This is a genomic window from Minwuia sp. IMCC3009 (genome assembly GCF_029909415.1).
In the GTDB taxonomy this organism is placed as follows: Bacteria; Pseudomonadota; Alphaproteobacteria; order Minwuiales; family Minwuiaceae; genus Minwuia.
Genome location: NZ_CP123781.1, coordinates 559,626 through 572,754 on the forward strand (window position 1 = coordinate 559,626; position 13,129 = coordinate 572,754).

At 64.7% G+C, this 13,129-nt stretch carries 14 protein-coding genes; 6 read left to right on the top strand and 8 right to left on the bottom strand.

Going from position 1 to position 13,129, the window contains the following annotated elements; genetic code table 11:
- Window positions 1-378: 378 nt before the first annotated feature.
- The 5 genes from QGV55_RS02575 to QGV55_RS02595 form a co-directional block, all read right to left on the bottom strand.
- Window positions 379-1,389, bottom strand: coding sequence for an oligopeptide/dipeptide ABC transporter ATP-binding protein (locus QGV55_RS02575; protein ID WP_281018433.1), 1,011 nt, complete (start codon window positions 1,387-1,389; stop codon window positions 379-381).
- Window positions 1,386-2,375: an ABC transporter ATP-binding protein gene (locus QGV55_RS02580; protein ID WP_281018432.1), complete on the bottom strand. Its 990-nt coding sequence runs from the start codon at window positions 2,373-2,375 to the stop codon at window positions 1,386-1,388. The genes QGV55_RS02575 and QGV55_RS02580 overlap by 4 nt, the downstream gene beginning before the upstream one ends.
- 4 nt (window positions 2,376-2,379) lie before the next feature.
- On the bottom strand, window positions 2,380-3,312 hold the full coding sequence (locus QGV55_RS02585; RefSeq protein ID WP_281018431.1) for an ABC transporter permease: 933 nt from the start codon (window positions 3,310-3,312) through the stop codon (window positions 2,380-2,382).
- 1 nt (window position 3,313) lies between these two features.
- The gene (locus tag QGV55_RS02590; RefSeq protein WP_281018430.1) at window positions 3,314-4,297 is read right to left on the bottom strand and encodes an ABC transporter permease; all 984 of its coding nucleotides are present in this window, start codon (window positions 4,295-4,297) and stop codon (window positions 3,314-3,316) included.
- 152 nt (window positions 4,298-4,449) lie between these two features.
- Window positions 4,450-6,036, bottom strand: a complete 1,587-nt coding sequence (locus QGV55_RS02595; RefSeq protein ID WP_281018429.1) for an ABC transporter substrate-binding protein — start codon at window positions 6,034-6,036, stop codon at window positions 4,450-4,452.
- 261 nt (window positions 6,037-6,297) lie between these two features.
- On the opposite strand from QGV55_RS02595, the gene QGV55_RS02600 reads away from it, so the two are divergent.
- The gene (locus tag QGV55_RS02600) at window positions 6,298-6,669 is read left to right on the top strand and encodes a cytochrome c family protein (protein ID WP_281018428.1); all 372 of its coding nucleotides are present in this window, start codon (window positions 6,298-6,300) and stop codon (window positions 6,667-6,669) included.
- Window positions 6,670-6,856: 187 nt separating this feature from the next.
- Entirely contained in the window at window positions 6,857-7,399 is a 543-nt protein-coding gene (locus QGV55_RS02605) for a PAS domain-containing protein (protein WP_281018427.1), read from the top strand.
- A gap of 9 nt (window positions 7,400-7,408) precedes the next feature.
- Here the strand turns inward: QGV55_RS02605 and QGV55_RS02610 are convergent, their stop codons facing one another.
- Both QGV55_RS02610 and QGV55_RS02615 read right to left on the bottom strand, forming a co-directional pair.
- On the bottom strand, window positions 7,409-8,017 hold the full coding sequence (locus tag QGV55_RS02610; protein WP_281018426.1) for a thiamine pyrophosphate-dependent enzyme: 609 nt from the start codon (window positions 8,015-8,017) through the stop codon (window positions 7,409-7,411).
- Window positions 8,018-8,053: 36 nt separating this feature from the next.
- Window positions 8,054-8,647 carry a LysE family transporter gene (locus QGV55_RS02615; protein ID WP_281018425.1) on the bottom strand — a complete coding sequence of 198 codons (594 nt, stop codon included), beginning with the start codon at window positions 8,645-8,647 and terminating at the stop codon, window positions 8,054-8,056.
- A 61-nt stretch (window positions 8,648-8,708) separates the two neighbouring features.
- Between QGV55_RS02615 and QGV55_RS02620 the strand changes: the two genes are divergently transcribed.
- On the top strand, window positions 8,709-9,548 hold the full coding sequence (locus QGV55_RS02620) for an AraC family transcriptional regulator (protein ID WP_281018424.1): 840 nt from the start codon (window positions 8,709-8,711) through the stop codon (window positions 9,546-9,548).
- A 7-nt stretch (window positions 9,549-9,555) separates the two neighbouring features.
- Here the strand turns inward: QGV55_RS02620 and QGV55_RS02625 are convergent, their stop codons facing one another.
- On the bottom strand, window positions 9,556-10,068 hold the full coding sequence (locus tag QGV55_RS02625; RefSeq protein ID WP_281018423.1) for a thiamine pyrophosphate-binding protein: 513 nt from the start codon (window positions 10,066-10,068) through the stop codon (window positions 9,556-9,558).
- Between the two features lie 100 nt (window positions 10,069-10,168).
- On the opposite strand from QGV55_RS02625, the gene QGV55_RS02630 reads away from it, so the two are divergent.
- From QGV55_RS02630 to QGV55_RS02640, 3 genes are read left to right on the top strand one after another with little or no spacing between them, the layout of a single operon-like run.
- Window positions 10,169-11,434, top strand: a complete 1,266-nt coding sequence (locus QGV55_RS02630; protein ID WP_281018422.1) for an MFS transporter — start codon at window positions 10,169-10,171, stop codon at window positions 11,432-11,434.
- A gap of 20 nt (window positions 11,435-11,454) precedes the next feature.
- The gene (locus tag QGV55_RS02635; RefSeq protein ID WP_281018421.1) at window positions 11,455-12,300 is read left to right on the top strand and encodes a crotonase/enoyl-CoA hydratase family protein; all 846 of its coding nucleotides are present in this window, start codon (window positions 11,455-11,457) and stop codon (window positions 12,298-12,300) included.
- A 37-nt stretch (window positions 12,301-12,337) separates the two neighbouring features.
- The gene (locus tag QGV55_RS02640) at window positions 12,338-13,108 is read left to right on the top strand and encodes a sulfite exporter TauE/SafE family protein (protein ID WP_281018420.1); all 771 of its coding nucleotides are present in this window, start codon (window positions 12,338-12,340) and stop codon (window positions 13,106-13,108) included.
- Window positions 13,109-13,129 lie beyond the last annotated feature (21 nt).

A 13,129-nucleotide genomic window follows, 5' to 3' on the forward strand; every position in this document is an offset into this window, starting at 1 on the left:
CTGCGATCCTATCCCACGCCAGTGCGGCGCGCTGGGTACCCGGGTCAAGCCCGGGCACGACGTCGGTGGGGTGGGAGAGTTCGGCGAGACCGATCCCCTCCCTCCACGCCGCTCGCGGACTTGATCCGCGAGTCCAGTCTCCCACGCCGGTGCGGCACCCTGGGTACCCGGGTCAAGCCCGGGTACGACGTCGGTGGGGTGGGAGAGTTCGGCGAGACTGCCCCACCCATCACGCTGCTCGCGGACTTGATCCGCGAGCCCAGTCTCCGAGGTCGGTGCGGCACACCGGGCCGCCGGATCAGGTCCGGCGGCAACGTCCGTGTGGGTGGTGACGCCGGTGTTCCCTACACTTTCACACGCAGCCAGATGACAGTGCGCTCAGCCGTGCCATTCCGGCAGGCGGTCTTCCTCCACCGCGTGACAGGCGACCATGGCGGCGCCGACACTGACCGGTTTCGGGGCCTCGCGCTTGCAGCGGTCGGTTGCCAGCGGGCAGCGCGGATGGAAGGCGCAGCCCGACGGCGGGTCGATCGGGCTCGGCACTTCCCCGGCGACGGGCGTACGGGCGCGGCCCGACATGTCGAGATCCGGGATCGCGTCCAGCAGCATCCGCGTGTAGGGATGGCGTGGCGCGGAGAAGATCACCTCCGTCTCGCCCCATTCCACCAGCCGTCCCAGGTACATCACACCGACCTTGGTCGAGACGTGATAGACCACGGCCAGGTCATGGCTGATGAACAGGTAGGTCAGCCCCAGTTCCCGCTGCAGCTTCTTCATCAGGTTCAGGATCTGGGCCTGCACCGAGACGTCCAGCGCCGAGGTCGGCTCGTCGCAGACAAGGAATTCCGGTGATCCCGCAAGCGCGCGGGCGATGGAGATGCGCTGGCGCTGCCCGCCTGAGAACTCGTGCGGGTACTTTTCGCCATCCGCCGCGGACAGGCCGACCTGTTCCAGCAGTTCGCCGACCCGTTCACGGATCGCGGCGTCACCCTTCACCAGCCGGTTGAACCGGATCGGCTCCGCGACGATGTCCATCACCCGCCAGCGCGGATTGAGGCTGGCGTAGGGATCCTGGAAGATCATCTGCATCCGGCGCTGGGCCGTGCGATTGCGGGATCGCGCGGCACCGGAGGAGATGTCCATGCCGTCGAATTCGAGGCTCCCGGCGGTGGGGTTGTAGAGGCCGACCACCAGCCGGGCGACCGTGGACTTGCCGCAACCGGACTCGCCCACCAGGCTGAATGTCTCACCCCGCCCGATCTCGAAGCCGACACCATCGACGGCCTTGACCACGGACCTTGGCCGACGCTCGATCACGCGGTTCAGCCAGGGCGGTGAAACATCGAAATGGCGGACCAGATTGTCGACCTTCAGCAGGGTATCGGTCATTGGCTGTCCCCCTGCGCCGCTTGTTTCTCCATCAGCCAGCAGGACGCGGAATGGCTGCCGTCGCCGATCAGGTCGGGACGCACGGTGTGGCACTTGAAATGCACCTTCGGACACCGGGGGTGAAAGGCGCAGCCATTGGGAATCGCGGTCAGACGTGGCATGGAGCCGTCGATCTGGGTCAGCAGGTCATCGCGCCCGCCGATGGTCGGGATCGCGCCCATCAGCCCCTCCGTATAGGGATGCCGGGCCCGCTTGATGACGTCCTGCACGGGGCCGACCTCCGCGATGCGTCCCGCATACATCACGGCCACGCGGTCCGCCGTTTCGGCGATGACGCCCATGTCGTGCGTTACCAGCATGATGGCGGTCTGGTGTTCGCGGCAGAGCCGTTTCAGCAGGGTGATGATCTGGGCCTGAATGGAGACATCGAGCGCCGTCGTCGGCTCGTCGGCGATGATCAGCCGTGGCTCCGCACACAGCGCCAGGGCGATGACGACGCGCTGGCGCATGCCGCCGGAGAACTGGTGCGGGTAGTGGTCCAGCCGTTCCTCCGCCGCGGGAATGCCGACTTCCTTCAGCAGGTCCAGCGCCCGCGCCCGGGCCTGCTTCTCGGTCAGGTCCATGTGCGTGGTGATGGTCTCGATCAGTTGCTCCGACACCCGGTAGAGCGGGTTCAGGCTGGTCAGCGGATCCTGGAAGATCGCCCCGATCTCCTTGCCCCGGATCTTGCGCATCTCGTCATAGGACAGGTTGTCGATGCGGCGACCGTCCAGCAGGATCTCGCCATCCGCGACCCGGCCCGGCGGTTCGATCAGGCCGATGATGGCGGCGCCGGTCATGGACTTGCCGGCACCGGATTCGCCGACCACACCCAGCACTTCGCCCGGCGCGATACTGAGCGAGATGTCGTCCACCGCGACCAGCGTTCCCTTTCGCGTCGGGAACTCGACGCGCAGGTTTCGGACTTCCAGCAGAGGATTGGCCATGGTGCTACCTCAGCTTCGGGTTCAGGGCGTCGCGCAGCCAGTCGCCCAGCAGATTGACCGACAGGACCAGCAGCGCCAGGAAGACACCGGGGAAGATCACGATCCACCACTCGCCGGAGAACAGGAAATCCTGCCCGATCCGGATCAGGGTGCCGAGCGATGGCTCGGTCGGCGGCACCCCGACACCGAGGAACGACAGGGTGGCCTCCAGCAGCACGGCAATCGCCAGGTTGATGGTACCGATGACCAGTACCGGCCCCATGACGTTGGGCAGCACGTGGCGGAACATGATGGCGCGGCTGGACAGGCCGATGACCCGGGCCGCCTGCACGTACTCCTTGCTCTTCTCCACCATCGTCGACCCCCGGACGGTTCGGGCGAACTGGGGCCAGATGGACATGCCGATGGAGAAGATGATGACCACCAGCGCCAGCGTCTCGTGGCTGCTGCCCGGCAGGACGGAGCGCAGTACGCCGTTCAGCAGCAGCGCCACCAGCAGGGCGGGGAAGCTGATCTGCACATCGGCGATACGCATGATCACGGCATCGGTGGTGCCGCCGACATAGCCCGCGATCAGTCCCAGCGTGACGCCGATGATGATCGACAGGATGACGGAGGCGAAGCCGACCCCGATGGAGATGCGGGAGCCGTAGAGGATCGCCGAATAGAGATCGCGCCCCTGATCATCGGTGCCCAGCGGGAAGCGCCATTGCCCGTCTTCCGTCCAGACCGGTGCCGTGAAGGCGTCGAGCAGGTCGAGGGAGGCCGGATCGAAGGGATCCTGCGGCGTGATCAGCGGGGCGATGACCGCGGCAACGATCATCACGATGGCCAGCACGGTGGCAACTACCGTCACCGGGCTGGTGCGGAAGCTGTACCAGATGTCGCTGTCGAGGAAGCGCGCGAAGTTGTCCTGGATGCGTGCGACGGGACCCATGTCAGTGACCCCCGCCGCTGCGTTCGACCCGCAGTCTGGGATCGACGACGTAGTAGAGCAGATCCACGATCAGATTGATCACCACGAAGATGAACGCCACCAGGATCAGGTAGGTGGACATCACCGGAATATCGACGAACTGGATCGCCTGCAGGAACAGCAGCCCCATGCCGGGCCACTGGAACACCGTCTCCGTGATGATGGCAAAGGCGATCAGGGAACCGACCTGAAGGCCGGTGATGGTGATGACCGGGACCAGCGTGTTCTTCAGGGCGTGGCCGAAGTGCACCGCGCGGTTCGACAGGCCGCGGGCGCGGGCGAACTTCACGAAGTCCGTCCGCAGCACCTCCAGCATCTCGGAACGGACGAGGCGCATGATCAGGGCCAGCTGGAACATGCCGAGCGTGAAGGCCGGCATGATGATGCTCTGCCAGCCACTGACCGTCAGCAGACCGGTATCCCAGAGGCCGATGTCAACGGTCTCGCCGCGCCCGAACGTGGGCAGCCAGCCAAGTGTCACGCCGAAGAGCAGGATCAGCAGGATACCGATGACAAAGGTTGGCAGTGATATGCCGATCAGCGAAACCGTCAGGAATACATGCGATAGCCATCGTCGTGGATAGAGCCCGGTATAGACCCCCAGCGGCACGCCGACCACGATGGCGAAAAGGGCGGCGAGCAGGGAAAGCTCCAGTGTCGCGGGCAGCCGGTCGGCCAGCAGTTCATCCACCGGGCGTCCGATACGATAGGAAATGCCGAACTTGCCCTGCACCGTATTGCCGATGAAACGGGCGAACTGCAGCGGCACCGGATCGTTCAGGCCCAGGTCCTGGCGCAGCTTGGCGCGATCCTCCAGCGAGGTGTCCTGGCCGACCATCTGGGCCACCGGGTCGCCGACATAGCGGAACATGGTGAACCCGATCAGCGCCACCACGAGCATGACCAGCAGGGCCTGGAAGAGGCGGCGAATGACGAAGGCGATCATTCAGCTTCCCCGGAAAATGAGAGGGGGGCGGCGGTTGCCGACCCTTGCCTGAACCGGATTCCCACCGGTCAGGCCGTCTTTCGAACGAACGGAAACGGAGACTCCGCCGCCATGCCGGGTATCGCGGCGGAGTCCATCCGGTTCCTGATCGGTCAGTCGATGGTCACGTGGCGCCATGCGAACTGGTTGTCCGCACGCTGCTTCACGTTCACACCGTCCCGTGCGCCCCAGGCCAGGGCCTGCTGGTGCAGCGGGATGTAGGCGATGTCACGGGTGGTGTGCACCCACGCGTCGCGGATCATGGCATTACGCTTCACCGCATCGGTTTCCGACAGCACCTTGGCGGTCAGCTCGTCCACTTCAGGGTTGCAGTAGCGACCCAGGTTGAACTTGCCATTGCCGGTCTCGGCGTCGTAGCAGCCATGCAGGTTGAACAGCGGGTTCCAGCTGTCGAAGGAGCCCGGGGTCCAGCCCAGCAGGTAGAAGGAGGTATCCAGGCTGGGGGCCAGGACCTTCTTGAAGTACAGCGCCTTCGGCTGGGCCAGCAGGTTCACCTTCACGCCGATCTTGGCCAGCATGGAGACCACGGCCTGGCAGATCGCCTCGTCATTCACGTAGCGATCGTTCGGGCAGTCCATGCCGACTTCGAAACCGTCCGGATAACCGGCGTCAGCCAGCAGCTTCTTGGCCAGATCCACATCCAGTTCCAGCCGCGTGAAGGCCGGATCGGACCCGTTGATGCCGGGGGCGACCATCAGGGCGCTCGGCTCCGACAGGCCACGCATCACCTTCTTCTTGATCGCTTCCACGTCGATGGCGCGATACATGGCTTCACGGACCTTGATGTCCTTGAACGGGTTCTTGCCCTTGATATTGGAGTACAGCAGCTCGTCGCGATGCTGGTCCATGCCGAGGAAGATGGTCCGCAGTTCCGGGCCCACCAGCATGGAGGTGCCGGAATTGCTGTCGACGCGGTTCATGTCCTGCACCGGGATCGGATAGGCCATGTCAACCTGACCGGACAGCAGCGCCGCCACACGGGTCGCGTCGGAGCTGATGGGCTTCAGCGTGACCTTGGTCAGATTGTGTTCCTTGTTGGCGTTGTCCCACCAGTTCGGATTGACGACGGCCACGGTCTGCACGTCGGCCTCGCGACTCTGCAGCATGAACGGGCCGGTGCCGTTGGCGTTGCGGGTGGCGAAGTTTTCCTGGTCACCGGTCGCGGACTGTGCGGAAACCGCACCGTTCTTTTCCGCCCAGGTCTTCGACATTATGGCCCAGGTGGCCCATTCGAAGTGCAGGATCGGGTTCGCGGCCTCGGTCACGAAATCAACCGTGTGGTCATCGACCTTGATGATATCGGTGACGCCGGCCAGGCGGGTCTTCAGGTCGGAACCTTCGCCCCGGACACGGTCCGCGGAAAACAGCACGTCATCAGCCGTGAAATCCTCGCCGCCATGGAACTTCACACCCTTGCGCAGATGGAAACGCCAGCGCGTCGGCTCGATGATCTCCCAGCTTTCCGCCAGGGCCGGTTCGATTTCCAGATTGGGACCGCGCCGGATCAGGCCTTCATAGATGTTCGCCATGAAGCCGAGCGTGAAGGTCTCATTCAGGTTGTAGGGGTCCATGGAATTGGCGTCCCCCTGGAAGGCGAACGTCATTTCCTTGGCTTGCGCCGCCCCGGCAGCAAGTGCAAGGACTGCCGCCCCGGCCAGCAAGGTATTGCGGATATTCATGAATTGTCTCCCGCTATGGTTCCCAGACATGTTTCAGGCGCTTGGCACGCCATTTCGCGGGCATAGTGGGCGTCTGCCGGAACAACCGTCAACGCCTTTGTCGGATTTTTCAGGGTGTTGCGGGGTGCCCCGGCGTCAACATGCAAGGCCCCTTGGCCGGGTTCATGCAGCATGTGCGGTGCGTCGTTTGGCCATTGGGAATTCGGTCCGGGGCCAACTATCTGAGGGGCAGGTTCCAATAAACGTACCAAAGAGGTTGTCATGAAGAAGTTTGTAGTTGCAGCCACCATGGCGCTTGCGCTTGGCACCGGCGCCGCACAGGCCGCTGGCGATGCCGAGGCCGGCAAGAAGGTCTACAAGAAGTGCGCGATCTGCCATTCGCTGGAGGAAGGCAAGAAGAAGGTCGGGCCATCGCTGCATGGCGTGTTCGGGCGCACTGCCGGTACGCTGGATGGCTTCCGCTTCTCCAACGCCATGAAGGATTCCGGCATTGTCTGGAACGAGGAGACCATCGCGGCCTATCTGGCCGATCCGCGCGGTTACATCCCGAAGAACAAGATGGCCTTCCCCGGTCTGAAGAAGCAGAAGGATCTGGACAATATCATCGCCTTCCTGAAAGCGGAGACGATGTGAGAAGCTTTCGGAACGAGCTGAATTGAATTCATGGGGCGCCGGAGACGGCGCCCCATTCTGTTTCTGAAATGATTGCCCGCTCCGCGCCCTTCTGCACCGGCACTGGCACATGCGCGTTGATGGAGTATTATGGTATCGCTGAGTGGATTTGCTGTTCCCGATGCAAACGGAAGGTGCCTCCCGGAAGATGGTTTCAACCGAACCGGCTCATGATCAGGAATCACCGTCACAGGACCTCTGGGTCAATCTGGACCCGGGGATGGTGTGCCGCGATCAGTCGCTGCAGGAACTGCACGGATATTGGGAAAGCAAGAAGAGGGGGCGGAAGTTTCCGTCCCGACGGGATATCGATCCGGCGGAAATCGTGCCTCACCTGGCCAACGTCATCCTCATTGATGTGTTTCACGACCCGCTGCGGCTGCGGTACCGATTGCTCGGCACCCGCATCACCGACGTCATGCGGCGCAATTCAACCGGCAAGTTCTATGACGAGATCTATGAGCCAGAGCTGCTTGAAGCCATCTATCGCAGTTTTCGCTGGATGTTCCAGAACGGGCAACCGCTCAGGACGCATGGCGAAAGCTTCTACCCGGACAGGAAGTTCTATACCTACGAGGCGCTGAATCTTCCCCTGTCGACGGATGGCGAGACCATCGACATGGTCTTTGGCGGGCTGGTGTTTCACCCGAAGCTGCCACCAGGGGACCAAACCGGTCCTGACTGGCACTGAACCGCGGGTTCAGCCCTCCCCGACGGCAGCCGGTCCCAGCAGGTGACGGCGGAACCGGTCCTTCAGCCATGCGCCATCCTTTGGCGGCAGGGCGAAGGGGGACGCCTCTGCCCGCACCTTCAGCCACGCGAATACAGGTCCCTTGCCGCTGGACACGGTCTGCAGCGCATCATCCAGTTCCGCGTTGGTATTGGCGCTGACGATGGTGGGGAAGCCTGCCGCGCGGGCGACCCCGGCCAGATCGACACCGGCGGCCGTGTGCGTCGCCTGCATGCCGGTCTCGCCATAGCTTTCGTTGTCGAAGACGACGATGGCCAGATTGGCAGGGCGCTGCACCGCCACCGTGGCGAGCGCGCCGAGACCCATCAGCTGTTCGCCATCGCCGGTCACCACGATCACGCGTTTCTCGGGTTGCGCCAGGGCGAGCCCCAGGCCCATCGCCGCCGCACCGCCCATGGCACCCCAGAGCGGAAAGGTGCTGTGCCTGTCGCCCGCAGCCGTCAGATCCCAGACCGTGGCACCCAGTCCGGCAATGACAAGGGCGTCGGGATTGTCGTCCAGCAGCCGCTGCGCGACCTCGCGGCGGCGGATCTCGAAGCTGTTCGCGCGGTCGGTCATGGCGTCATCCCCAGTCAGTCTCATCCCCGTATGGCGTCAGACTAAGGCAAAACCGACGGAGATGACGAGCAGGATTGCAAAGCAGATGTTGGCCATGCGTGACAGGCGCGGGTCCCGCAGTGCCGACGCGATCAGCGAACCGAATGCGAGCCAGGCGCTGTTGATGAGGACGATCAGCGGTGCCAGCGCCAGGATCTTGACCAGGCTGTCGGTCAGCACGTCTCCGCCGATCAGCTGATGGCCGGAGAAGACCGCACCAATGGCGGCAAAGGCCTTCGGGTTGGCAATGGCCAGCAGGAAGCCCGCGGTCAGGGAGGGACGCTTGCCCGCGTCCATGCCTTGCCCGAGCGGGGGCGCGGTCGCGATGCGCCAGGCGAGATAGAGGATGTAGCACGCCGCGACGATGGCGATGACGGAGCCAAGTGCCGGCACGGCCAGGATTGCACCGGTGACGCCGGTCGCGACCAGCAACAGCACCCCGACAGTGCCGAGGATGATCCCGCAGAGGTAGGGCAGGGCAGGACGGGAGCCAAAGGCGGCCGCTGTCGCGGCCACGGTCAGGGTTGCCGGTCCCGGACTGCCCATCAGCGGGATCGCGGCCAGATAGAGCACCAACAGGTTTTCGTTCATCGTCGCCTCCGTCAGACTGGGGCGCAGTCTGACTGGTGTGTGAGGCGTGGGGATAGAACGTATGTGCAGCGAACCGGATGTGGACATTCGGGCCGGGAACCGCTGGTCGGGGGGCGAGGTCGCGCCTGGCCTCGAATGGGCGGCAGCGGACTTTCCCGAGCACCAGTTCACGCCGCACCGCCATGATGGCTATGTGGTCGGTGTCACGGGCAAGGGTGTGCAGCGCTTTACCTATCGCGGTGCCGAAAGGCTGTCTCTGCCGGGGGAGGTCTTTCTGCTGCATCCGGACGAAAGACATGACGGACGTCCCGGAACCGAGGCGGGATTCGGTTTTCGCGCGGTCTACCTGTCACCGGATCATGTGCTGGCGGCGCTGGACCAGTCCGCCCTTCCGTTCAGTCCGGAACCGGTCCACGACGCGCAGGCAGTTTCCGAACTCGTCCTCTCGGTCTTTGATGCCTGGTCCGGGGGGGCGCCTGATGAACTGGCGGTCAATGATGCCGTCTGTCAGATGGCGGACCTGTTCGAGCGCGTTTCGGACCAGCACGGTTCACCCGGAAAGGCACGGCGACGGAAACGGATCGATCCGCTGATCCGGCGCGTGCGTGAGGACCTGATGTCGGTGGCGGATGCGCCGGTGATGATTCGCGATCTCGAGCGCCGTCACGGCGTGGACCGGTTCACCCTCAGCCGCGACTTCCGGCGCGCATACGGGGTGACGCCCAGTCGCTTCATCCTGCTGCGGCGGCTTGACCGTGCACGCCTCATGCTGCGGCAGGGCGTCTCCCTCGCCGATGTCGCCGTCGCGGCCGGGTTTGCCGACCAGAGCCACATGACGCGGCACTTCCGGGCGACCTATGGCCTGACCCCGGGACGCTGGCGCGACATGCAGGCGAACTGAACGGGGGCTATTTCCCGAAGTTCTTGGTGCCGATCAGCCGCTGCGCGATCAGCACGGCGACCGCCATCTGCCCCTCGAACGCCATGGCGGCGGCGGCGGCGGTCATCGGCCCCGCGTCTGCGGCATCGTCCAGCCGGAAGGTGCGGGTTCCCATCATCTCCAGCATCGGTCCGGCGGCCTGCCCCATGGAAAGCTGCCAGGGATTGAATTCCCCGAACTCGCCCCGCATCGTCACCAGCATCAGCAGCGGGAAGCGGCAGGTCTGGGTGGTCGCCAGCATGTTCGGGCAATTGCCGACGCCGCTCGACTGCATCAGCAGCGCGCCGCGCTGGCCACCCAGCCAGGCTCCGGCCAGGACCGCCGGTCCCTCCGCCTCCGTCGTCAGGGAGACGGCATGAATGGTGCTGTCCGCACGCGCACGCTCGATAAGCCGCTTGTGTCCGGCGTCCGGAACATAGGCGATCTGGCGCACGTCGGCACCCTGCAGCGCCTCGAAGATCTGATCCGGCCAATCGGACATGCGGTCCCCTCCCCACGGTCATACCAGCGTGACCCCGATGATAGTTGCGCTCCGCCTGCCGTCCACACAAACTGTCGGCCGATCCGGGGAGGGACGAGAATTGGCAGAGGCAGAGACAGGCGAAAGTGCCGGGGGCGGCATGTTCTACGGCTGGGTGATCGTCTGGGCCGCCTTCACCATCCTGTTCGTCAGCTTCGGCGCGGCCTACAGCTTTCCCGCCTTCTTCACCCCGTTGCAGAACGAGTTCGGGGCGACGCGCGGCGATACATCCTTCGTCTTCGGCATCGCCGGGTTCCTCTATTTCTTCCTCGGGGCCTTCTCCGGTCCCGCGGGTGACCGGCTGGGGCCGAAGCAGGTGGTGGTCTTTGGCGCGATCGTCGCGGCGCTGGGCCTCTATTTCGCGGCCACGGCCACCCGGATCGAACAGGTCTACTGGGGCTACGGGCTGGGGGTCGGTGTCGGCGTCGGCTGCATGTATGTGCCCGCTGTCGGTGCGGTGCAGCGCTGGTTCGCGCGCCGCCGCGCCACAGCCTCCGGCCTGGCCATCACCGGCATCGGTGTCGGCACATTCGTCGCCCCGATGGCGGCGCATGAACTCATCACGCTGCTCGACTGGCGGCAGACCTATCTGGTGCTCGCGGGCGTGGTGCTGGTGCTTGGGGTGATCAGCGGCCTGCTGCTGGAGAATTCGCCGGCCCGGCGCGGCCAGTTTCCCGATGGAGCCGCCACCCCGCCGGCTGCTGCCGATGCCGCCGAATCAATGGATGTCCAGGCCGCCCGCAGGACCCTGCCGATCTGGCTGGTCTATTCTGGCTCCCTGCTGGTCTCCATCGGTCTTTTCATGCCGTTCGTTCACCTGAAACCCTTCGCACAGGACCTGGGACTGACGGCACAGCAGGGAATCTGGGTCGTCAGCTCGGTCGGTATCGGCTCCATCCTGGGGCGGATGATCCTGGGTCCGATTGCCGAACGTTTCGGGCGCAAGCCGGTGGTACTGGGGCTCTTCATCGGTCTCGCCGCGATCTTCGTCTTCTGGTACCTGTCCGTCTCGCTCTGGATGCTGCTCTTCTTCGGGGTGGTCTTCGGCACGCTCTACGGCGGCTTCGTCGCGCTCGCGCCGGCCCTGGTGGCAGACTATTACGGTGTCGGTCATGCGGGTGGCATCCTTGGGTTCGTCTATTCCTCCGTCGCGATCGGTGCGCTGATCGGCAACCCGATCGCGGGCTACATGTACGACGCGGCACAGACCTATGACCTGCCGATCCTCATCGGTGCCGGGTTGTGTGGTGTCGGTGCGCTCTGCATTCTGGCGATGCCGGCACCGGCGAAATGGCGGGCCCGGCGGTTCGGTGCCGCGCAGGGCTGACCGGCAGGGGAGACACGGGCATGAGCTGGAACACGATCCTCTACGCAGTCAGCGAAAGGGTGGCGACGATCACCCTCAACCGCCCCGAGCGGATGAACGCGATCAACGACGACCTGCCGCGGGAACTGGCAGAGGCAGTGCGCCGTGCCGACGATGACGACGATGTGCATGCGATCATCCTGCAGGGTGCAGGCAGCGCCTTCTGCGCCGGCTATGACCTGAAGCAATATGCGGAGGGCGATCAGGAGAACGTTTATACCCAGTCCATGCCCTGGGATCCGATGATCGACTATCGCCTGATGAAGGCGAACACGGATGCCTTCTCCACGCTCTGGCGCTGCTACAAGCCGACGATTGCCAAGGTGCACGGCTTTGCTGTCGCGGGGGGCAGCGACATCGCGCTCTGCTGTGACCTGATCGTCATGGCCGACGACGCGAAGATCGGCTATCCGCCGACACGGGTATGGGGCTGTCCGTCCACCGGCATGTGGGTGCATCGTCTCGGCGCGCAGCAGGCCAAGCGGATGCTCTTCACCGGCGACCTGATCGACGGGCCGGAGGCCGTGCGTATCGGTCTGGCGCTGGAGTCGGTTCCGGCAGACCAGTTGGACGCGCGCGTGACGGCACTGGCGGCGCGCATGTCCGGCGTGCCGAAGAACCAGCTGATGATGCAGAAGCTGATGATCAATCAGGCCATCGACGCACAGGGCATGCAGAACACCCAGATGATCGCGACCCTGTTCGACGGCATCACCCGCCACAGCCCGGAGGGGCTCTGGTTCAAGGAACTGAGCGAGCAGGTCGGCTTCAAGGAGGCCGTGCGCAAGCGCGATTCCGGTGAACCGCTGGGGCCTGGCAGCAACTGATCCGGTTCCCGAACAGTCAGCGCGGATCCCTCGCGCCATGATCACCGATCCCGTCTTCTATGCGGTCGCGATCCCCGCCCTGATGCTTGTCGGCATCTCCAAGGGCGGTTTCGGGTCGGGGATCGGCATCGTCGCGGCCCCGGCGATCTCCCTGGTGGTTCCGCCGCTGACCGCCATCGGCATCATGCTGCCGCTGCTCTGCCTGATGGACCTGGTCGGGGTCTGGAGCTATCGCCGGTCCTGGAGCCGTTCGATGATGCTCTACCTGGCGCCGGGGGCCGTGCTGGGCATCGGTATTGCCACGCTGACGGCGGGGCTGGTGGATGAACACATGATCCGCGTCATGGTCGGGGCCATCGCGGTGCTGTTCTCGCTGGATCACTGGCGCAGGCAATGGCGGGGCAGGGGCACGGTCGTCGCGGCGAAGCCGGAGAACCGGGTCAGCGGTATCTTCTGGGCGGCTGTCTCGGGTTTCACCAGCTTTGTCGGACATGCGGGCGGCCCCCCGCTGCAGGTCTATCTGCTGCCGTTGCGGCTGGACAAGCGGGTCTTCGTCGGCACTACGGTGATCTTCTTCATGGCAGTCAACTACGCCAAGCTGGTGCCCTATGCCTGGCTGGGCCTGCTGAACCAGACCAACCTGCTGACCGCGCTGGTTCTGGCTCCGGTCTGCCCGGTGGCCATGCGCGCCGGGATATGGCTGCACGACAAGGTGCCGGAGAAACCGTTCTACGCCCTCTGCTATGCCTTCGTATTCATCGTCGGGCTGAAACTGCTGTTCGACGGCGTCAGCGGCTGGGTGGCGTGACGCTTGGCCATCTGTCCGGCG